Below are 20926 nucleotides of genomic sequence, written 5' to 3' on the forward strand. Positions count from 1 at the left end.
ATGGCTACCCTCGAATCAAAAGTAAAGAAAAAGCTGCTTATCTATGCTCATTATTATCATCCGGATGTAGCATCGACAGGCCAGATCCTGAAGGAACTGGCCGAAGGGATGCTGGATTCCTTCGATATTACAGTCATTTGTGTGGTTCCTTCGTATACAGGTACAGTTGCTGACGAATATAAAACTAAATTCTTCTATTTCGAAGAAATTAATGGCGTCAAAGTGATACGAATTCGTGTACCAGAATTCACAAAGAGCAGCAAAGTAAGCAGAATTAAGAACATTCTTGCGTACTTCGTGGGTGCAATGATGGCAACGTTCAAGGCTGGCAAGATGGATTATGTCTATTCGATCTCGCAACCGCCTGTACTTGGAGGCCTTATCGGGGTTTGGGGCAAATGGATGAAGCGTGCCAAGTATATTTACAACATTCAGGACTTCAACCCAGAGCAGACCATGGCTGTTGGCTATAGCAAGAACAAAATGATTCTAAATGCGATGTTATGGTTCGATAAATTTAGCTGTAAAGCTTCCGACAAAGTCATTGTTGTTGGCCGTGATATGGTAGAAACCGTGAAAGAAAGATTCAAAGGGAAGAAGGTTCCTAATCACTCCTTCATTAATAACTGGATTGATGAGAAGGAAATTTACCCATTGTCACCTGATCATGAGCAAGTACTAGCATTTAAGAAGAAACACGGATTAGAAAATAAGTTCGTTATTATGTATTCCGGTAATATTGGTCTCTACTACGATCTTGAGAATATGATGCATGTCATTAAGGAATTCAAGGATCGTGAAGACGTTGTATTTGCCTTTATTGGAGAAGGATCGGTGTTAAATAATCTTGTCTCTTACAAGGATGAGTACAATCTAACTAATGTAACCTTTATCCCTTATCAGAAGAAATCAGATCTGATCTATAGTCTTAATGCTGGTGATGTTCATTGGTGTATTAATGCCAAGGGAATTAAGGGAGTATCTGTTCCAAGTAAGCTGTACGGAATTATGGCAGCGGGCAAGCCAATATTAGGTGTGCTAGAAGAAGGATCAGAAGCACGCTTAATAATTGAAGAGACCGGATGTGGCTATGTAACTGAGCCAGGTAATTACGGTGAGGTCGAAGCGATTATTGAACAGTTTCTAAATGAAAAAGAAAATAATATTCATGCTGAGATGAGTAAACATGCAAGAGGTTATTTGACTAAAAATTTAACTAAAGATGTTTCTATAAGAAAATATATTAAGGAAATAACGTCCTGTTAAGGAAGATAAAAAATGAAAAGATTACTATGGATAGGTTGTCTTGAGAGTGATGAGGAGTTCAAAAGTAAAGCAGAGAAAGGTTACAGTTTAGCGTCAGCACAAGTCTCGCAACAGAATATACTATCAGGATTAGAAGAAGTAACAGGATTAGTGTTTGATTCTATTAATGGAAGTGTCCTTCCTCCATATCCAATTTATAAAGATAAAATAGTAAAAGAAGTGGTATGGTCGCATAAAGAAGGCGCCTATGATGTAAGTGTAGGATATAAAAACAGGAAGTACATAAATCGACTTACATGCAAGAAAGAAATGATTAAAGCAGCTAGAAAGTGGGTTGAAGAGCTATATCAAAATGAAGAATTAATTGTTTTTGTATATTCCATGAGGTCCTCAGTGATGGCTGCAGCTTGTGAAGTGAAAAAACTAATACCTTCTGCAAAGATATTTCTAATCGTAACTGATTTGCCGCAGTATATGGATTTAGGACAAAGCAAAGTGAAAGAATTTTTAAAGAAAATTGATTGGCTCCAAATAAAGAAAATGCAAAAGGACTTTAATGGCTTTATATTATATGCCTCTAAAATGGCTGAATATTTGAATATTGAAAATGAGAAATGGATTCTTATGGAGGGTTCGTTTGATACAAAAGAACTCTCTTTTTTAGAAAGAAGCAATTCAACAAGAGCATTACTATATTCTGGATTGATAGATAAAAAGTATGGTCTGGATCGGTTAATTAATTCATTTAGAACGATAAATGAACCAGACTTTGAATTATGGATTACTGGCGGAGGAAAAGATAGTGAATATATCAGAGAGCAAGCACAAGAGGATTCGAGAATAAAGTATTTTGGATTTCTTCCCTCAAGAGAGGATGTACTGCTAAAACAACAAGAAGCAACTATGTTAATTAATATGCGACTTCCAGATGAAGCAGCTTCGGCGTATTGTTTTCCTTCAAAACTATTTGAATACATGGCGTCTGGTACACCAGTATTAACTTACAAACTAGATGGGATACCGGATGAGTATTATCAGCATCTGAGTATTATAAAAAACAATGAATCTCTTACAGAATCTATATTAAATTTATTAAAAATGTCAGAAGTTGATCGAGATAGACTGGGAGCTGAAGCGAGAGATTTCATTAAAAATAATAAAAATAATATATCCCAAGCGCATAGAATATTGAAATTTGTTATGAGATCCGAGGAGTGGAGTTATGAGTAAACCGTTTACAATTGTTGTTTGTACTTATAACGGAAGTAGATTTATATCACTTGTTATTGAGGCTTTGTTGAAGCAAAATAATCTTCACGAATTAGTTCATGAAATTATGATAGTGGATAATAAGTCTACAGATAATACGAAAGATATTATTCTCGAACACTCACTAAAACACCCATTAATAAACTATTGTTTTGAGGAAAAACAAGGTCTTTCCAATGCACGAAGACACGCATCTAAGGCTCAGACTGATTGGGTTATCTTTGTTGATGATGATAATTTGTTGCAATGTGACTGGTTAATTGAGTTACAAAGAACAATAGAAGAGAATCCGAATGCTGGAGTAATAAATGGCGCTGTTATTGCATGCTGCATAGATGAATTAACTAATGAGGAACTTCACTGTCTTCATGCCATGTATCATAATCTTGCATGTACACATTTAAAAGAAGAAGATATTAAGGGTTCTAAACCTAATTTGATTCCAATGGGTGCAGGGATGTGTGTTAAAGTTGAGGCGCTAAAAGTTATTGATAAGGAAGGGTGGCTTGTATTAACTGGAAGGACTAAAAATAGTTTATCTTCTGGTGAAGATACAGAGTTAAGCAATAGAGTTTTTGCTCAAGGTTATAAATATGTTTGTAATTACAATATGCGCTTAAAACATATAATTCCTGCGAGTAGATTATCAAGCGAATATATGACGCGCTTAATAATTGGTTTAACTAATGGTAGATACGATTTTATTTCTAATAATAGAATGTTTATAATCTCAAGATTTCTGCGTTGTATTAAATATATAGCTATGATTGTTTATATGAAGCATATATTCAAAAAATCAAAGGTAGATTCAATTGAGGCATTCTCTGCTAAATATAACATTCTAAGCGCAAAAACATTTATCAGTAGAACAAAGAATGATCTTCTCATTGGAAGGAACTAATTATGATTTTTTATATTTGTTTATTTTTATTAACAGTGAGCATAGTTCTATTTTCAAAAAAAGAAGGATTTGTTGTAATTGCTTTTTTGTTATTAGGTTCAACTTATGCTTTTAGAGATTCTTTAGCTGTAGATGACGGTGTATACATTAATGCATTTGAATATATTAATAAGGGCTGGAAGTTCGATATTGAATTTACGTATATTTGGATTTCAAAATTAGTATATCAAATGGGAATGAGCTATAAAGCAGTATTCTTTATTTATGCTTTTTTGTCATTCATTTTCTTATATAACGGTGTAAAGAAGTATTGTAAAAGCAATTTTGAGAAAGCGCTATTCTTGTCAGCCTTTTACGGAGTTGTTTTTATAACATCAATGTCGGTAATGAGACAATTCTTAGCAGGTTGTATAGTGTTTTATGCATTAGCTTATTATATAGAGCAAAGAAAATCTAAGAGGTCTTTAGTACTTATTATTCTCGCTTCCTGTTTTCATTACGGGGCTAGTATAGCCATTCCAATTTTTTTGTTTTTAATTATGAAAAAGTCTATTCCAAATCGTATGAAAATTTTCATTACAGTTTTCTGTGTATTATTAGGTTCTGTGAATGTAGTTGGTCAATTAATAGGGCAGATAAATCAATATCTTCCAATATCATATCAGAACTATTCGACTACAACTGGAGGAAACTATAGTAATGCTGGTGGAGTTATGGATTATGTTCTACTACTAATATTTATCGTACAACTCCTTATATCTAAACGTGGTGCCGCTGAGAAGAATGAAATAATTGAAATATTACAAATCGGACAAATGCTGTATTTATGTTTAATTTTTATGCTTGCACATGCTGGGGTATCTAGTCGCTTAGCATTTACATTTATGCCTTTTATTACTACATTGCCATATACGTTTATAAAGAACTTTAATATTAGTGATCGAAGATTAATAGGGGTAATTTGCATTTATTGCATGTTAGGATTTTTCATTCTCTCATTAAGCCAGTTTACATCTAATGACTCTAACTATTTTATTCCGTATAAAGGGTCATTTAACTTTATAGAGTGAATTATGATATTTAATGTAAATATAGGAGATGAATTATTTGAATCAAAATTAAAATTATGATTCTTATGGAGAGTGTTGTAATGATTTCAAATTTTTATAAGCTTATTTTAAAAATATTAAGAATTAGATATGGGAATAAGTTGACCCTTCATGGATTTCCTCTTATTTTCAATAAACGTGGTGCTAATCTTACTATTGGTGATAATGTAATTATTAATTCATCGTTTTTATCAAACTTAGTGGGTCTTTATAGTCGTACAATAATTGTGACACGGACTCCACAGGCAGTAATAAAAGTTGGGAATAACGTCGGTATATCAGGTGCTACGATATATTCTAGAAAGGCTATTTATATAGGTGATAATACTTTAATCGGTGGGAATTGCAAAATTCTTGATAATGATTTTCATCCAATTGAGATTGAGGCACGAAATAAATTAATGACGAGTTATCAAGTAACAGAAGAGGATGATCTAATACCTTCCAAAGAAATACACATAGGTAAAAATTGTTTTATTGGTTGTAACAGTATAATTTTAAAAGGTACCGTGTTAGGAGACGGTTGTGTTGTTGGAGCTGGGGCAGTCGTGAGTGGTCATTTTGAAGAAAATAGTATTATTGTAGGAAATCCAGGTAGAGTGATAAAAAAGATCAAATAGCAAGTTCCATTAACTTTAATAATTATCCAGAAAATCGTAACGCCTTTTATTATAGTTCTTCATTCTGCTAGAAGTGGTGGGATATTAATTGAATCAGTTAGTTAGTGTTATAGTCCCAACCTATAGAGGGGCTGATAAGCTTTCACGTGCAATTGAAAGTATTATTAAGCAGACGTACAGTCCTATTGAGATTATTGTAGTAGATGATAATGATCCCCAGTCTAAAGACAGGCAAAAAACGCAGAAAATTATGAAAGAGTTTGACTTTAAAAATATTAAATACATTAAGCATGAATGTAATAAAAATGGTTCAGCTGCACGTAACACTGGAATTTCTCATTCATCAGGTGAGTATATTTGTTTTCTAGATGATGATGATTTTTATCTGCCTGATAGGGTTAAAAAGAGTGTCGAAGTTCTTGAACAAAATCACTTATATGACGCAGTATATTGTAATGTAATATTGACCAACTCTTTCCAGGAAATATCAGGTGTTATTCATGCTGACAAGGAGCTAGTGCAGAAAGATATTTTATTAAATGAAAATAGTATTGGTACAGGTAGTAATCTTTTCGTTGTAAAAAGTGCATTAGAAAGGTTAAACGGGTTTGATGAAAGTTTTAGAAGGCATCAAGACTTAGAGTTTTTATTAAGATATTTAGAGATTTTTAAAATTAAAAATATTGATGAACCTCTTATCGTTAAGGCAAAGAACGGAACCGACAATATTCCTGAATATAAAGGCTTTTTGGCTACTAAGCAGCATTACTGGTCGAAGTTTAATTATGTTCTAGATGCGCTTGATAAAAATGAAAAAAATATGTTTTACGGTTATCATTACGGAGTTTTACTCGATGTAGCTATTAAGTCAAAGAATAAAGAATATATAAATGAGGCTAAATATAATCTCGAGAAATTTAGAGGATTGACAAAAAAAGAAAAATTAATAATGTACTTAGAGTTTCACCCGTTTATAAAGTTAGTTTCTTTTAACAGCTTGAAAAAAGTTAATCGACTGTTCTCTTTGTTTAGAAAGAAGAGGTATTTTATCGAGCATGAAGTTAGAGAAAAAGTAAATGAAACATTTGGATTAGAAGTGGAGGTATAAATTTCATGGAATACAGAAGTTACTCTGATTTGAATCGTTTAATTCGAAAAAATGTTTCAAGATTTCAAACATCAAAATATGATCTAATTGTAGGTATACCGAGAAGTGGGATGTTACCTGCGTATATGATCTCACTAATACTAAATAAAAAGTGTTGTGATATTGACTCCTTAATTAATAATATTGCACTTAAAACTGGATCCACTAGAAATAGTAAAGACGAGATTATATACCCAAGTGATGCGAAAAAAATACTAATTATAGATGATAGCATTTGTAGTGGGAAATCTCTATCGAATGAAATATCAAAGATACCTTTTAATATTAGAGAAAAGATTACAACCTTAGCTGTTTATACCAGTGAAAAAGTGCGGGACGATGTAGATATTACTTTAGAATATGTCCCTACACCAAGAATTTTTGAATGGAATATATTCCATCATTCAATAGTTGGGAACTCTTGCTTTGATATTGATGGAGTATTATGTATTGATCCTACAGAGGAGGAAAATGATGATGGAGAGAAGTATAATAACTTCTTGCTTAATGCTTTGCCTTACATAATTCCAACGGGGAAGATAAATTCATTAGTAACAAGTAGACTAGAGAAATATAGACCAGAAACTGAAGTATGGTTAAAGAACAATGGGGTAGTTTACGAAAACCTACTAATGCTGGATCTTCCTACTAAAGAGGAGAGACAAAGGTTAGGTGCACATGCTTCGTTTAAAGCCGAGGTCTATAAAAAATCTGGTCAGGAGCTTTTTTATGAAAGTGATCGTAATCAAGCGATAAAAATTCATGAGCTAACAAAAAAACCGGTTTACTGTGTCGATTCAAATGAATTTTTTAACAAAAATTCAATTATATCTTCGTTTTATAATGCTTCTTTGAAAAAATCATACATTACCCGTATTGTTAAGAGACTACCCAAACCATTTTATAATTCAATTAAATACTTTTATCATTTAATTCGTTAATTATATGAAAAGTAAAAAAGGAAATGAATTAATGACAGAGATGTCCATTAAAAAAGCAGCTGTAATAAATTTAAGTTCAAGATATATTAGTGTGGCTATACAGATTCTATTTACTTCAATATTAGCCAGAATATTAACTCCTGATGATTTTGGAGTTGTGGCAGTAATAACTGTTTTCACAACGTTTTTTATGATGTTTGCAGATATGGGCTTAGGTGCAGCTATAATACAGAATAAATCACTTTCTAATCAAGATATAAATAATATATTTTCATTTACTGTATATTTGGCTATTGCCTTATCCATTTTGTTTTCATTGTTTTCAATACCTCTTTCTCATATTTATTCTAATCATGTATATATTAGCATAGGAGCTATTCTTTCGCTTTCATTGTTTTTCGATACTTTAAATATAGTTCCTAACGCTATCTTATTAAAAAACAAACGTTTCTTTTCCTTAGGAATTCGTACAATTGTAATATCAATTCTGGGAGCAGTTCTGACAATAATATTAGCATTTTTGGATTTTAGATATTATGCTATTGTTTACAATTCAGTATTTATTGCATTAATTACATTCATTTGGAATGTCATTAGTGTCCCATTGAAACCAAGTATAAAGTTTAACACCTCTAGTATTAAAAAAATAAAGGATTTCTCAATGTTTCAATTTTCATTTAATTTTGTTAATTATTTTTCAAGAAATTTAGATAATTTATTAATAGGTAGATATTTGGGTAGTGCGGCATTAGGATATTACGATAAAGGCTATAGGCTTATGTTATATCCGTTGAGTATGTTGACAGGAGTAATTAATCCAATATTACTTCCCATATTGTCAGATTTTCAAGATAACAAAAAGTATATTTTTAAACAATACATGAAAGTAGTGAAGCTTCTCTCTCTAGTTGGGGCTTTTATAACTATTTTTTGCTTTTTTAGTGCGAGGGAAATTATTCTAATAATGTTCGGTAAGGAATGGTTAAGTACTGTTACTGTTTTTAAATTTTTGGCACTATCAGTCTGGCCACAAATGATAACTTCTAGCACTGGAGCTGTTTTTCAAAGTTTAGGGTATACAAAATTATTATTTAAGACAGGATTAATAAATTCTTTAATTACAATAATAGCAATTACGATCGGAATTTTGTATAAGGATATTAGTGTAGTTGCTATGAATGTAACAATTGCATACATGCTACACTTTTTTATCGCTTACTATGTTCTCGTGAAATATGGGCTTGAAAATAATTACTTGGAATTTATAAAGAAGATGATACCAGATTTTATAGTTGTATTAATTACTTCTGTTGCTTTGTTTATAGCAACCTTAGTACAGATTGATGGTCTGATATTTTCTATCTTATATAAGGGTACAATATGTTTGACGGCATTTACTCTAGGTCTATTTGTAACTAAACAGCATACAATGGTGCTTCATTTAGTTAGAGGGAAAAAACTTCGGTCTGGAAAACAATTTGATATAGGGCTATGAGTGTTAGCAAAGAAAATTTATTAATATACTTTGGCGAAATAGCCTTCTTTTCGGGGGGATAAAATGAAGTTAGTACTTCTTTCGGGCGGCTCAGGCAAGCGTCTCTGGCCGTTATCTAACGATGCCCGGTCCAAACAGTTTCTGAAAGTATTAGAAAACGAAGAACAAATGCTCGTATCCATGGTACAGCGTGTATGGGAACAGATCAGTAAGAGCGGTTTTGCGGATTCGAGTTATATCGCAACCGGCAAAGCTCAAATTGAGATGATGCATAATCAGATCGGATCATCAGTACCGCTTATTATCGAGCCTGAACGTAGAGATACATTCCCGGCTATTGCTTTAACAGCTTCGTATTTATACTCAGTAGCCAATGTGGACTTGGATGAAGTCATAGCAATTTTACCAGTGGACCCTTATGTGGAGGGCCACTTTTTTTATGCCGTTAAACAGTTAGAAGAGACTATCCAGACAACAAAGGCTGATTTAGCACTTATTGGAGTAAAGCCAACGTACCCTTCTGCAAAGTACGGTTACATCATTCCTGAGAACGGATATTCTGCGACTAATGGTGTACTAAAAGTTAGTCATTTTCAAGAGAAGCCTTCAGAAGAAGCGGCTGTCGGATTAATTGAAAAACAAGCATTATGGAACTGCGGGGTTTTCTCCTTTAAACTGGGATATCTCATTAACATCCTGAAGGAAAAGGGATATCCATTGCAATACGAGCAGCTTGTAGAGCAATATCATGAGCTGCCTAAGATAAGCTTTGATTATGAGGTTGTTGAGAAGACAAAAAACATCGTAGTAGTACCTTATGATGGTTATTGGAAGGACCTTGGTACTTGGAATACGCTAACGGAAGAGATGGGACAGAATCAGATTGGGCGAGGGACAATCAGTGAGGATTGTATCAATACGCATCTGGTTAATGAACTCGAAATACCGGTTACTATTCTTGGGGTATCCAATGTAGTTGTTGCCGTGAGTCCCGATGGAATTCTTGTCACAGATAAGAGTTCCAGCCCACGGATTAAAGATTTCATTAATTACGATCAAGGACCGATGTTCGAAGAGAGAGAATGGGGTTGGGCGCGGATCCTGGATGACGAGCGTTATGAGGATGGCCGCACGGTTATTACGAAACGGATTGCTATTAAAGAAGGCAAAAACCTTAATTATCTCATGCATCTGTATCGAGAAGAGGTATGGACTGTTGTGAAGGGTGAAGGGGAATTCGTTCAGAACGGAGTTCCAATGAAGGTGAAGGCTGGTAACGTACTGCATATTCCTATTAAGACTCTGCATGGTCTGAAAGCCATTACGGACATGGAGATGATTGTTGTTCATAGCGGTTACTCGGAAGAGGATAAGGTAATGGAATTGTATTCGACATGGTCAGAAATGACCGAACATTGCCTTAATATATCGATGAGATAATGCAGACAATCGCCTATTATATCTCCGATTATGGGTATGGTCATGCCACTCGCAGTATCGCTGTTATTCGTACCTTACTTCGTCAAGCAAGCAGTAGTTATCGGATTATCGTTTGTTCCTCTGACAATGTGTTGTCTTTCTTGCGAACTTCGTTACACGAGCATCATGGGGTTATTGTCTATCGTAGTTGCATTTCAGATGTTGGCTATGTCCTAAAGGTCGGAACAATTGAACCAGATTTGCCGGCTTTTAGAACAAAGTACAACGAGTATATGATGGCCCTATCTCTAGAGGTTGCTCGGGAGGTGGATTTTCTACGCACAAACGAAGTGGATCTCGTTATCTCGGACATTTCTCCAATTGCATTTGTTGCAGCCAATAAGGCTGAGGTGACATCAGTTGGACTGTCTAATTTCACATGGTATACCGCTTATCAAGAAATGATTGAACGGTCTGCTTTATTACCTCTATACAAAGCATACTCTATGATGGATTACTTCATTTGCTTGGAAGGAGCAGATGAACCTGAATGGGGTAGAAGAGGTTCATTGCAAGTGGGTTTCTTCAGCAGAGAAATAGATCAGCGAGAAGTTATTAGAATCCAACAGACGATTAACCCTGGTAACAGGAAGAGAATCGTCTATTTCGGCATTGGAATGAGTATAAATGTACAGGACCTTGCCGAGATGAAGCTTTGGAAGAACAAAGATTATCTCTTTATTGTATCGAGCAATATGAAGGTCACTCATGAGAACGTCATATCTATTCCGGCTTCTTATACAGAGTCGCAGAATTACGTAGCTGCATCAGATTTTGTTATAAGTAAGCCTGGATGGAGTACGGTTGGTGAAGCCGTTGTACTTCAGAAACCGCTGATCCTGCTGCATCGAAGTTCGATGAGGGAAGATGAGAATACGATTCGAGTTCTTCAGTCTATTCACCCCTACCAAATGGCAGAGTGGGAGCAGTTAATAGGGGGTAATATGCAAGACCTTATAAATAGAGAGTACTCATTTGCAGATAAGCAGCTAAGGAATGAAATCACTCAGATTGTTGCTTATCTCAATCAAATTGTAAGGAGTGGATGAGGATGAAGCTAGCTGTTATTGGTACTGGTTATGTTGGCTTAGTCTCGGGGGTATGTTTCTCAGAGCTTGGCAATGAGGTCATCTGCGTAGATAATGCCGCATCAAAAATTGAATTATTGAATAATGGTGAAGTCCCAATTCACGAACCAGGTCTTAAGGAGCTCATTGCTAGTAATACTGCCGCGGGGCGCTTGTCTTTTACGACAGATTTGGCTGCTGCGGTCAGCAGCTCAGAAATTATTATTATCGCGGTAGGAACGCCTTCATTGCCGGATGGAAAGGCAAACCTAGCATACATCGAACAGGCTGCAGAAGAGATCGGGCGAGCTATTGATGATTATAAAGTGGTAGTTGTAAAGAGTACGGTGCCAGTAGGGACGAATGAGAAGGTTGCCGACATTATTAGAAATCACTCAGTAGCTTCATTCGATTTCGCCTCAGTTCCGGAATTCTTACGAGAAGGAACGGCTGTGCGGGATACGCTTAATCCTGACCGCATTATTATCGGGACGGCAAGTGATCGAGCGGCGGAGCTGCTTACTGAGCTACACAGACCACTAACCGATCAAATCACAATTACAGATGTACGTAGCTCGGAAATGATTAAATATGCTTCAAATGCATTCCTTGCAACTAAGATCTCCTTCATTAATGAGATCGCCAATATCTGTGAAAAGGTAGGGGCAGACGTAGAGGAAGTTGCGAAAGGTATGGGGATGGATCGGAGGATTGGTTCTTCTTTCTTGAAGGCGGGCATTGGATACGGTGGATCCTGCTTCCCGAAAGATACGCAAGCTCTTATTCAAATTGCTGGGCAGATGGATTATGACTTTAAGCTGCTGAAGTCCGTAGTGGAGGTCAATCGTGATCAACGGTTTAATGTGATTCGTAAGCTAGATGATCTATTAGGGGATGTTGCTGGGCGGACCATTGGTATCTGGGGATTGGCATTCAAGCCGGAAACCGATGATGTGCGAGATGCACCAGCCTTTGAGATTATTGAAGCGTTATTGGAGCGGGGAGCACAAATAAAAGCTTATGACCCGATTGCTTCTAATAACTTCGAGAAGATCTTTAAACGTTCCGAAGTACAATACTGCGAGTCTGCTCAGGAAGCTGCTCAAGATGCAGATGCACTTTGTATTCTTACAGAGTGGAAAGAGTTTATTGATATTCCATTGACAGATATTCAAAAATGGCTAAAGACACCTAATCTGATTGATGGTAGAAATATTTATAAGGAAGAGGATCTGGAAGCAACGCCTTTCGCTTACTACTCGATTGGTCGTCCGAAGATGAACAATGGTGTGAAAGAAACGAATCCGATCTTATCCTTCTAAAATTATGAATAGGCAGGTCATTAAGGATATGTCTCAGAAAAAAACAAAAAAGAAAAAGCTAAAACCGTGGATGAAGTGGGTGATAGGTACCGCTTCATTTTTTGTTATTTTGGCTTTGATCTTCACAGGAATAGCCTACTATTATATCAAGAGCATTGATATTGAGGATATTGCCTCACGTCACAGTAGCGAAACTGCTGATTCTGGTGAGAAGCCAGTGACTAAGTTGCCGGCTATTATTGAAAAGCCCGTTGAGAAGGCGAGTCAGCTAATAGGTGGGCAAAAGATCGATAGTGCAGATGCCCTTGATGTTGTAGCTATTCTTATGAATTCTGGATTAAGTCTAAAACAGATCTCTTACCTTCAAGGTAATGCCACGACAGATTTATCAATTGAAGAGAAAACAAAAATTCGCGAGTTGTTATTATCTAAGCTCTCGGAAGAAGAAATTCAATTGTTAAAATCCATCACCACTGAATATGGTATTGCACTTAATATTCTTAATCCCGATTTTCCAATCGAATGGGTTGGTGAAAGAGATCCTGAGAAGATCAAGGAACATAATGCAGAGTGGAAAAAAATGAGCCAGCAGTCTTCTAATGGTTCAACGAAACCTACTGACTCCAGTGTTAAGCAGGAAGAAAAGCCAGCAGAGCCAGACAAGAAGCCAGCAGTAGAGCTCGCCTCCGATCAAAAGAAAACGAAGCAAGCAATTGACTCACAAACTGAGTCTAAGCTGACTATCCAGCTCTTGCAAAGCCAAGAGCAACACCATTCTGAATCAAATTGTCGGAAGTGCAGATGGCGTATCTTTAGCTGATCTACAGAGTAAGTTTCTAGGGAAAGTAATGGATGCCGAGGGCTCATGTGATACACAGTTCCAGAGCATCATGAGCCAAGCGGCCTCTAGTTATGCTGACGCAGGTATTGATAGCTCCGCGATGCCGGATTGGAATGCCAAGTATGAAGCAAATAAGCAAAGTGTACGGGCATCCGCAATCAGTGCTATTGCTAAAGCTATTAAATCATAAATAAGAGGAGAATCAATTTAATGAAAAATCTACGCCATTACACATTAATGCTCTTAATTGTAGCATTATGTACCGTCCTGCCGCTTACGGCAGGTGCTGCAAGTGCAAGTACCTCAGTCAATATCAAGACACAAGCCGTTAGCCTGCAGTTTGACGGACAATCACTCTTACTGCCAGACGGACAATATGCTTTCATTTATCAGAACCGCACTTATATTCCGATTCGGTTCATCTCTTACGCGCTGCAGAAATCAGTGAAATGGGATCAGAAGACATCTAAAGTAACTGTATCTGAGCCAACAGCTGCGGAGAAGGAATCTCTTGCGAAGCTGCTTGCGGGTGCGGCAGCTGGCGGTAAGCAGCCGGAAGCTGGTAAGAGCTTAACGATTAAGCCGGTTCAAGCAACACTCGTGTTCGATGGACAGTCGAAAGCTCTTCCTACTGGTCAGTCGCTCTATTCGTATAACAATAGCATCTATGTTCCTCTGCGCTTCATGTCTGAAGCGGTAGGCACAGATATTAAGTGGGATCAGAAGACAAACAGCATCACTGGTGAATCCGCGGCATACAAAGCGGCGCAAGCTGGTGGCGGTACAACTGGTGGCAATACCGGTGGCGGTACAGGCGGCACTGATCCAGTAGATAATACGAAGCCTACTAAAGAGTCAATCGAAGCGGCAGGATCTGCTAAACTTACTTCGCTAGAGAATAGTTGCATAGTTTCACTGGGCAGCCTGCTTACGCAATATCAAGCGGCGACAGATCAAACGGTGAAGGATAGTCTGAAAGCCCAAGGGCAGCAAGAAATCGCCAAGTGTAACGTTGATTTCAATAAGCTTAAAGCCGACGTTACAGCCGAATTGACGAAGTATGGTTATAGCTTGGAAATCATTGCGGCATATGATAAGAAATATGCAGATGATATGGCCTATGTTAATCTGGTTGCTGCATCGTTGAAGTAATAATAGAAACTCCCCCGACAATCGTCGGGGGAGTTTTTTTGCTATGTATATGACTGTATAAGTCCATGATGAGTTATCTGAATAGCCGTGAGCGCTTGTTGTTTCTGTATTTGTACCAATAGGCGCCGTTCTCGTCTTTAAATACTCGGATGCCTACCATCTTGAATGGTGTCCAAACCTCGGAGAACATTAAATAACCAGCCATTCTCTAACCTCCTCTAGCATTTTTCTAATGTTTTTTCTTATATAATAATAACAAAGAATGGATGATGAAAACAAGAGTTTATAGGACTATTAGATCATTTTAATAATACCAAAGTATTGAATTTCCACTATTTCTCTATGGATTTCCATTTCCTTCATAGATCTGCTACAATAACAGACCAGAGAAAGAATAAGGGTGGATCGGATAGTGTCGAAGGAGTGTTGAAGATTAATGTTGAAAAAAGATAAAAAAAATACTATTTTATGGTTTTTTGTCGTAATATGTTGGATATTTTTTATATTTACATTATCTTCAGAATCGTATAATCAACAAAGCATCAAACCAACCTTGAATAAGTGGGTAGCGAAAGAGCAGTTAGCAGAGTCCCTTCCTAACACTTCAATAACATATCGGGGAGTTACAGTCGTAGCCAAAGAAGATCCTTACGGATTCGTAGAGTTCTTATTCCGCAAAGGAGCTCATGTGTTTATGTACGCTGTGCTGGCTGCTGCCCTCTATATGCTGATTCGTGCGTTAATGGGCCGCAGACAGATGGTGCTGCCGGTCATCATGTCGCTCATCCTCACCGCAGGAACCGCAGCGCTGGATGAACGGAATCAGCTCAGCTCGGTTGGACGGACCGGGAATCCAACGGATGTGATCGTAGATTCGACAGGTGCGTGTATTGGCATTATCGTTTGTATCACCATTAGCTATTTCTTAGATCGCAGACGGCGCCGGTCGGAATACCGATTCGTCAGAAAGTTCTAAAGGCAGCAGCCTTTCGCTGATTGAAGCGGGAGGCTGTTGTTTTTGCTGGAAATGGATATGCTGTGAATAGAGATTTTACTTGGGGAGTGTGTACACGAGCAGTGAATAGTGCGAATAACTTAACGCTTCATACCGATAAATATCAGATTAATATGATGTATGCGCATTGGAAGAGTGGGACGGATGGTGAGGGGGCGGTTTTCGAGGCATTCTTCCGCAAGCTGCCGTTCGGGAATGGGTATGCGGTCTTTGCCGGGCTGGAGAGAATTGTGGATTTCATCCGTCATCTACAGTTTGGGGTAGAGGAGCTCTCGTATCTCGCGAAGCAGGAGGAGAATTATGATCCGGCTTTCCTCGAGCTGCTGCGCCGGTTCCAGTTCAAGGGTACGATTCATGCGGTGGAGGAAGGCTCGCTTGTCTTCCCGAATGAGCCGATTATACGGGTAGAGGGAACGATTTTCGAGACGCAGCTTATTGAGACAGCTCTGCTTAACTTCATGAACTACCAGACGCTGATCGCGACCAAAGCCTCCCGGATTAAGCAGGTAGCAGCAGGTGATATCTTATTGGAGTTCGGCACGCGGCGTGCGCAGGAAGCGGATGCAGCAGTATGGGGCGCAAGGGCAGCTTATATTGCGGGCTTCCATGCGACATCGAATATGCATGCCGGAATGATGTTTGGAATCCCGACGAAGGGTACACATGCCCACTCGTGGGTGCAGGGGCATGAATCAGAGGAGGAAGCTTTCCTTGCGTATGCCCAGGCGCTGCCTGACGGGGTAACACTTCTCGTTGATACATACGATACGCTGAGGAGCGGGGTGCCAAATGCGATTAAGACGGCACATTGGCTCGAGAGTGTAGGCAAACGGCTGGCTGGTATACGGCTCGACAGCGGCGACCTTGCATACCTTTCCAAGGAAGCGCGTAAGCTGCTTGATGCAGCGGGGCTGCAGGATGCGAAGATCGTTGCTTCGAATGATCTGGATGAGACACTCATCTTTAACCTGAAAGCACAAGGAGCCAAGATTGATACTTGGGGTGTTGGCACGCAGCTCATTACAGCGGCTGATCAGCCATCGCTTGGCGGTGTGTACAAGCTGACCGCCCGTGAGCGGAACGGGGAATACATACCGGTTATCAAAATCTCAGCTAATCCCGAGAAAGTATCCGCTCCCGGCAAGAAGAATGTGTACCGGATTATGAACCGCAGTACAGGTCTTGCGGAAGCGGACTACATCTCTCTTTCCAATGAAACAGATATGCAGCAAGGCGGGCGAATCAAGCTGTTTGACCCGATTCATCCGTATATCCACCGCTATGTGAACGATTATGAAGCGGTGCCGCTCCTGAAGCCAATTGTGGTACAAGGTGAGATTGTGTACAAGCTGCCTCCGCTGGAGCAAATTCGCAGCTATCATGAGCAGCAGCTTAGTTTGTTCCGACCGGAGATTTTGCGTAAGCTGAACCCGGATCTCTATCCGGTCCATCTCAGCGAGCAGGCTTGGCAGGTCAAGATGGAGCTTATTAAGTCGCATCAGCAGTAGCAATAGCGATCTCAGAGATCGAATATACCGTCAGCCGTGTGAGAAGCGCTGGCGGTATTTGCGCGGGCTGATGCCCTCGTATTTGGCAAAACAAGACGTGAAGTAAGCCGCTGAGTTAAAGCCGACCTCTTCGGCAATACGCGCGATGGTGTAATTCGTCTGCAGAAGCACCAGCTTCGACTGCTGGATCCGGAAGCGGAGCAGGAAGTCGAATGGAGAGCAGCCAAATTCCTTCTGCATACATCTAGCGATGTAGACCGGATGGAAGTTGATGCTCTCGCCAAGCTGCTGAGCGGTAATATCCTCGCGGTAATTCTTCCTTAAGTAAGAAGCGGCAAGCTCTGCACATTGTAAGGTAGGCGTCGAGCCTTGCATCTCAATAGAAGCCGACAATTGCTCCATAATCTCCTGGAAAATGATCTGCTGCTTCCAGCTTACGCTGCTCAGATGGTTGCCATGACCAAGCTCCATCAGCTGCTGGATTTGTTCAATCACTTTGGCCGGCTGCAGCAGCTTGGTGTATTGCGGAACCTGCTTGATGAAAGTTTGTGTAGTGAAAATTTGGGGATTTAAACCATGGGGCTCCCTGCCCTGGATTATCCTTGGCGCATATTCCTCCGAAGCGGCCCAGTATCCTGTTGTCTGGAAGTGAAGCCAGTAATAGGCGGAGGCCTCTTCGCATTCTTTTGTCGCGTAATGATGATTGTCCGGAGCTAGAATTAAAGCCTCTCCTGCCCGTACCTCAAACGATGATTCGCCTTCCCCCATAAAGAGACAGCCCTCCGTCACAACAAGCAGATCGAACACTTGAATCCGATGCCGGCTTGGATGCTTGAACCCTGCAGACGTCTCGGTGTAGCCAGATGCAATATAGTGCGGAAGGGGTGGAACGGTAAAGTGAAATAGTGTCATAGTGGCACCTTTTTATAAGCCTCATGGAGGTTTGAATTTTGAAAGTTTCGGTTGTAAAACTAATACAATATCCGAAGTATAGCATCTATAATATGAAAAGACATTCGAATTTACTATTATAGTGGCGTATCTGGTTGCCGTTACCTTTTTTTATCGGCTGCAGCGCTCGGGAGGATTTGTATCATGCAAAAGCGTGAACGGAATAAGTTTTCGCTATGGATGCTGGCTTGGCCGATTTTTATTGAGTTATTCTTACAATTTCTATTAGGGGCAGCCGATACCCTGCAGGTCAGCAAGATCTCAGACAATGCGGTTGCAGTTGTTGGTTTCTCCACCCAGCTGTTCAGCGCTTTAATGACATTGTTCATGACGGTAGCGAGTGGGGCAGGTATTCTGATTGCGCAGCGGCTTGGTTCACGGCAAAATGAAGATGCCAGAACAATCGCGATTATGTCCGTAAAAGTCAGCGCCATTATTGGTGTTGGGATCAGCTTGCTGCTGTACCTGATGCCGGGGCAGATTGCTTCATTGCTGCAGCTTCCGGATGAATTGCTGCCACTTGCGAAAACGTACATTTCGATCGTTGGCGGCGGGATGTTCCTGGTTGCGATTATGGCAGCCCTCAGTAATGCGATTCGTAATACGGGCAATACGAAAGGCCCGATGTATACAGCCATTGGCATGAACATCATTCATGTCGGCATGAACTATGCGTTTATTTTCGGCAAATTCGGGTTTCCGGAGTGGGGACTCAAAGGGGTAGCTCTATCGACAGACATCAGCCGTTTGCTTGCGATTATTGTACTGCTGATCATGTTCCTTAGTGCCTTCGAACGCCAGATTACATTAAGAGACTTCAAGCTGTTCGATCGCAAGCTGTTTAAGGAGATACTGAAGATTGGCTGGCCGCTAGGCATTAACATGTCGTGCTGGGTGTTCTCTCAATTATTGATCTATACGTATATCGCGCAGCTTGGGGCTAATGAGCTGTCGGCACGTACTTATATGAATACATTAGAGTCGTTCTGCTTCATGCTGGGCTACTCCCTTGCGCTGGCGCTCCAGATTATGATCGCACATCTATTCGGTGCAGGTAAGGTGCAGGATGCTTATAAGACCTCGTACCGTGCATTATGGATTGGTCTTGCTATCGTGACGGTGAATGCGCTGGTATTGTATCTGATCGGGGGCAAGCTGCTCGAGATCTTCACGAAGGATCCGGAGATTATCGCGCTAGGGGGAACGCTCCTCGGTATGAATCTCTTGCTGCAGCCTGGTAAAATGCTCAACATGGGCATTGGCAATGCGCTGAACGCGGTAGGTGATACTCGGTATGTCATGTGGACATCGGTCACTTCCATGACGCTGATTGCGACTGTTCTTTCCTATATTTTTGGTATTACACTTGGCTGGGGGCTCGTTGGCATCTATGCTTGTATGATATTGGACGAATATCTTCGCGGGTTATGGGTGCTTAAGCGGTGGAGACAGAAGAAGTTTATGGAGAAAGCGACCGTTAAGGCGAGTGCGAGCTCATCAAGCGGATCAAACAGTTCGACAGCAACAGTAGAGATCTAACAGATAATAGACGGGGGTAACAAGTACAATGATGATTATGAATGAGAAAATAAAAGCAGCCGAGGTGCGTCTCACCGGTCTTGACGGTGAAGACCTTGGGATCGTGTCGCGGGATGAGGCGCTTGCTATGGCGAAGCAGCTGAAGGTGGATCTCGTATGCGAATCGCTGATGAGCAGCCCGCCGCCATGTAAGCTGATTATTCGCGGTGGTGCGAAGCAGCAAGCGAGTCAGCAGAAGCGCGAAGAGAGATTGAAGGATCAGCCGACGAAAGTGAAGGAGCTTCGGCTTAGCGTAGATATCGAGCAGCATGATTATGAGACGAAGCAGCGGCAGGCCGTGAAGCTGCTGGAATCCGGCAACGCGGTTCAGCTCGTTATTCGGATTCAAGGCAAAGAGGGAGCGAAGGCGAAGGAGCTGCTGGAACAGCTGCTAACTGACCTCAAGTCCTATGGCACCAAACAGTCAGGAATTCAGCTGAGCGGCAAGCAGGCAACGGTACAGGTAAACCCTGTATAATTGTTTACTGAAACAGGCAATGAAATAAGGCAGATCGTAAGAAACTACGATCTGCCTTTTGTTTATCCTTTGAGACCCCGAAACCCTAAACTCACCAAGTGGCTTCTGACCTTTCGATTCGAAAAGGCCAAGTAAAGGAGGCAACCAAACAAAAGGCATCCCCCCCAAACAGTGAAGAAAAATGAAGAAAAAACGCAGGAAATCATTATCAACCACGAACTCTTCTTAATTGTCCTTACTGGTCGGTTGTAAATAATGATAAATCATCCCTTTCCTTGCTTGTATCATTCTTTAAATTGCTCAGATTGGCTGCTTTTCTCTGCAAACTCTGTTTGGTGTAAAAATTAATAATGTCATCCATGGTAGAAAATACGACACTAACGTTCGAATCATGTGTACTTATAAAAAACCGCTTTTCTGATGTTGTAACATCTTTATTTTATATTAGCATTTGGTGATATTAAGCTTAATTTAAAGCTTTTTTCAGAGTGATTCCTGCCGTAAATACAGGAACTTTACCTGCCGGAAGTTCCACCTCTTCACCGGTTATGCGGCTTCTTCCCAGGCGCGCTTCACGATTACGGACATTAAATTTTCCGAAGCCAACTAGCTGAACTTCTTTGCCTTGCTTTAGTGCTTCAAAAATCGAGTCCAGCACATGTGTTACTGCTTTTTCAGCATTCTTTTTTGAAAATCCACTAGATTTAGCCACATCTTCGATCAATTGTTCTTTGTTCATTTAGGATACCTCCGCTTATATTGTTTTAATTATTTAAATGACAGTCCT

20 protein-coding genes are annotated in these 20926 nt (G+C 39.7%); 17 read left to right on the top strand and 3 right to left on the bottom strand.

Annotated elements, in window-relative coordinates:
- From FHS17_RS10715 to FHS17_RS10775, 13 genes are all read left to right on the top strand, one after another.
- Positions 1 to 1266 (top strand): glycosyltransferase family 4 protein, encoded by a 1266-nt coding sequence (locus FHS17_RS10715; RefSeq protein WP_167278404.1) that lies wholly within the window; start codon positions 1 to 3, stop codon positions 1264 to 1266.
- A gap of 12 nt (positions 1267 to 1278) precedes the next feature.
- Positions 1279 to 2496, top strand: a complete 1218-nt coding sequence (locus tag FHS17_RS10720) for a glycosyltransferase (protein WP_167278405.1) — start codon at positions 1279 to 1281, stop codon at positions 2494 to 2496.
- Complete coding sequence (locus FHS17_RS10725; protein ID WP_167278406.1) at positions 2489 to 3436, top strand: glycosyltransferase; 948 nt, start codon at positions 2489 to 2491, stop codon at positions 3434 to 3436. Before FHS17_RS10720 ends, FHS17_RS10725 begins: the two co-directional genes overlap by 8 nt.
- A 2-nt stretch (positions 3437 to 3438) precedes the next feature.
- The gene (locus FHS17_RS10730) at positions 3439 to 4506 is read left to right on the top strand and encodes an EpsG family protein (protein WP_167278407.1); all 1068 of its coding nucleotides are present in this window, start codon (positions 3439 to 3441) and stop codon (positions 4504 to 4506) included.
- Between the two features lie 80 nt (positions 4507 to 4586).
- Positions 4587 to 5165, top strand: coding sequence for an acyltransferase (locus tag FHS17_RS10735; protein ID WP_167278408.1), 579 nt, complete (start codon positions 4587 to 4589; stop codon positions 5163 to 5165).
- 88 nt (positions 5166 to 5253) lie between these two features.
- Positions 5254 to 6273: a glycosyltransferase family 2 protein gene (locus FHS17_RS10740; RefSeq protein WP_167278409.1), complete on the top strand. Its 1020-nt coding sequence runs from the start codon at positions 5254 to 5256 to the stop codon at positions 6271 to 6273.
- 5 nt (positions 6274 to 6278) lie between these two features.
- Positions 6279 to 7253 (top strand): phosphoribosyltransferase, encoded by a 975-nt coding sequence (locus FHS17_RS10745; RefSeq protein WP_167278410.1) that lies wholly within the window; start codon positions 6279 to 6281, stop codon positions 7251 to 7253.
- 31 nt (positions 7254 to 7284) lie between these two features.
- Positions 7285 to 8748, top strand: a complete 1464-nt coding sequence (locus tag FHS17_RS10750) for a lipopolysaccharide biosynthesis protein (RefSeq protein ID WP_167278411.1) — start codon at positions 7285 to 7287, stop codon at positions 8746 to 8748.
- A 63-nt stretch (positions 8749 to 8811) separates the two neighbouring features.
- Positions 8812 to 10188, top strand: coding sequence for a sugar phosphate nucleotidyltransferase (locus FHS17_RS10755; RefSeq protein ID WP_167278412.1), 1377 nt, complete (start codon positions 8812 to 8814; stop codon positions 10186 to 10188).
- Positions 10188 to 11276 carry a hypothetical protein gene (locus tag FHS17_RS10760; protein ID WP_167278413.1) on the top strand — a complete coding sequence of 363 codons (1089 nt, stop codon included), beginning with the start codon at positions 10188 to 10190 and terminating at the stop codon, positions 11274 to 11276. The genes FHS17_RS10755 and FHS17_RS10760 overlap by 1 nt, the downstream gene beginning before the upstream one ends.
- 2 nt (positions 11277 to 11278) lie before the next feature.
- On the top strand, positions 11279 to 12616 hold the full coding sequence (locus FHS17_RS10765) for a UDP-glucose dehydrogenase family protein (RefSeq protein ID WP_167278414.1): 1338 nt from the start codon (positions 11279 to 11281) through the stop codon (positions 12614 to 12616).
- A 28-nt stretch (positions 12617 to 12644) separates the two neighbouring features.
- Complete coding sequence (locus tag FHS17_RS10770; protein ID WP_167278415.1) at positions 12645 to 13436, top strand: hypothetical protein; 792 nt, start codon at positions 12645 to 12647, stop codon at positions 13434 to 13436.
- A gap of 231 nt (positions 13437 to 13667) precedes the next feature.
- The gene (locus FHS17_RS10775; RefSeq protein WP_167278416.1) at positions 13668 to 14609 is read left to right on the top strand and encodes a copper amine oxidase N-terminal domain-containing protein; all 942 of its coding nucleotides are present in this window, start codon (positions 13668 to 13670) and stop codon (positions 14607 to 14609) included.
- Positions 14610 to 14682: 73 nt separating this feature from the next.
- Here FHS17_RS10775 and FHS17_RS30865 read toward each other — a convergent pair whose 3' ends face one another.
- Positions 14683 to 14814 (bottom strand): hypothetical protein, encoded by a 132-nt coding sequence (locus tag FHS17_RS30865; RefSeq protein WP_279590349.1) that lies wholly within the window; start codon positions 14812 to 14814, stop codon positions 14683 to 14685.
- 231 nt (positions 14815 to 15045) lie between these two features.
- Here FHS17_RS30865 and FHS17_RS10780 point away from each other — a divergent pair, with 231 nt between their 5' ends.
- The gene (locus FHS17_RS10780) at positions 15046 to 15585 is read left to right on the top strand and encodes a VanZ family protein (protein WP_167278417.1); all 540 of its coding nucleotides are present in this window, start codon (positions 15046 to 15048) and stop codon (positions 15583 to 15585) included.
- 101 nt (positions 15586 to 15686) lie between these two features.
- Complete coding sequence (locus FHS17_RS10785; RefSeq protein ID WP_167278418.1) at positions 15687 to 17132, top strand: nicotinate phosphoribosyltransferase; 1446 nt, start codon at positions 15687 to 15689, stop codon at positions 17130 to 17132.
- 30 nt (positions 17133 to 17162) lie between these two features.
- Here the strand turns inward: FHS17_RS10785 and FHS17_RS10790 are convergent, their stop codons facing one another.
- Positions 17163 to 18044: an AraC family transcriptional regulator gene (locus FHS17_RS10790; RefSeq protein ID WP_167278419.1), complete on the bottom strand. Its 882-nt coding sequence runs from the start codon at positions 18042 to 18044 to the stop codon at positions 17163 to 17165.
- Between the two features lie 183 nt (positions 18045 to 18227).
- On the opposite strand from FHS17_RS10790, the gene FHS17_RS10795 reads away from it, so the two are divergent.
- Both FHS17_RS10795 and infC read left to right on the top strand, forming a co-directional pair.
- A complete protein-coding gene (locus FHS17_RS10795; protein ID WP_167278420.1) occupies positions 18228 to 19622 on the top strand; it encodes an MATE family efflux transporter in 1395 nt (464 codons plus the stop codon).
- 28 nt (positions 19623 to 19650) lie between these two features.
- Entirely contained in the window at positions 19651 to 20139 is a 489-nt protein-coding gene (gene infC, locus FHS17_RS10800) for a translation initiation factor IF-3 (RefSeq protein ID WP_208420326.1), read from the top strand.
- Between the two features lie 466 nt (positions 20140 to 20605).
- Here the strand turns inward: infC and FHS17_RS10805 are convergent, their stop codons facing one another.
- Complete coding sequence (locus FHS17_RS10805) at positions 20606 to 20878, bottom strand: HU family DNA-binding protein (protein ID WP_091188432.1); 273 nt, start codon at positions 20876 to 20878, stop codon at positions 20606 to 20608.
- Positions 20879 to 20926 lie beyond the last annotated feature (48 nt).

The sequence above is a fragment of the Paenibacillus lupini genome (assembly GCF_011761355.1).
Taxonomy (GTDB): domain Bacteria; phylum Bacillota; class Bacilli; order Paenibacillales; family Paenibacillaceae; genus Pristimantibacillus; species Pristimantibacillus lupini.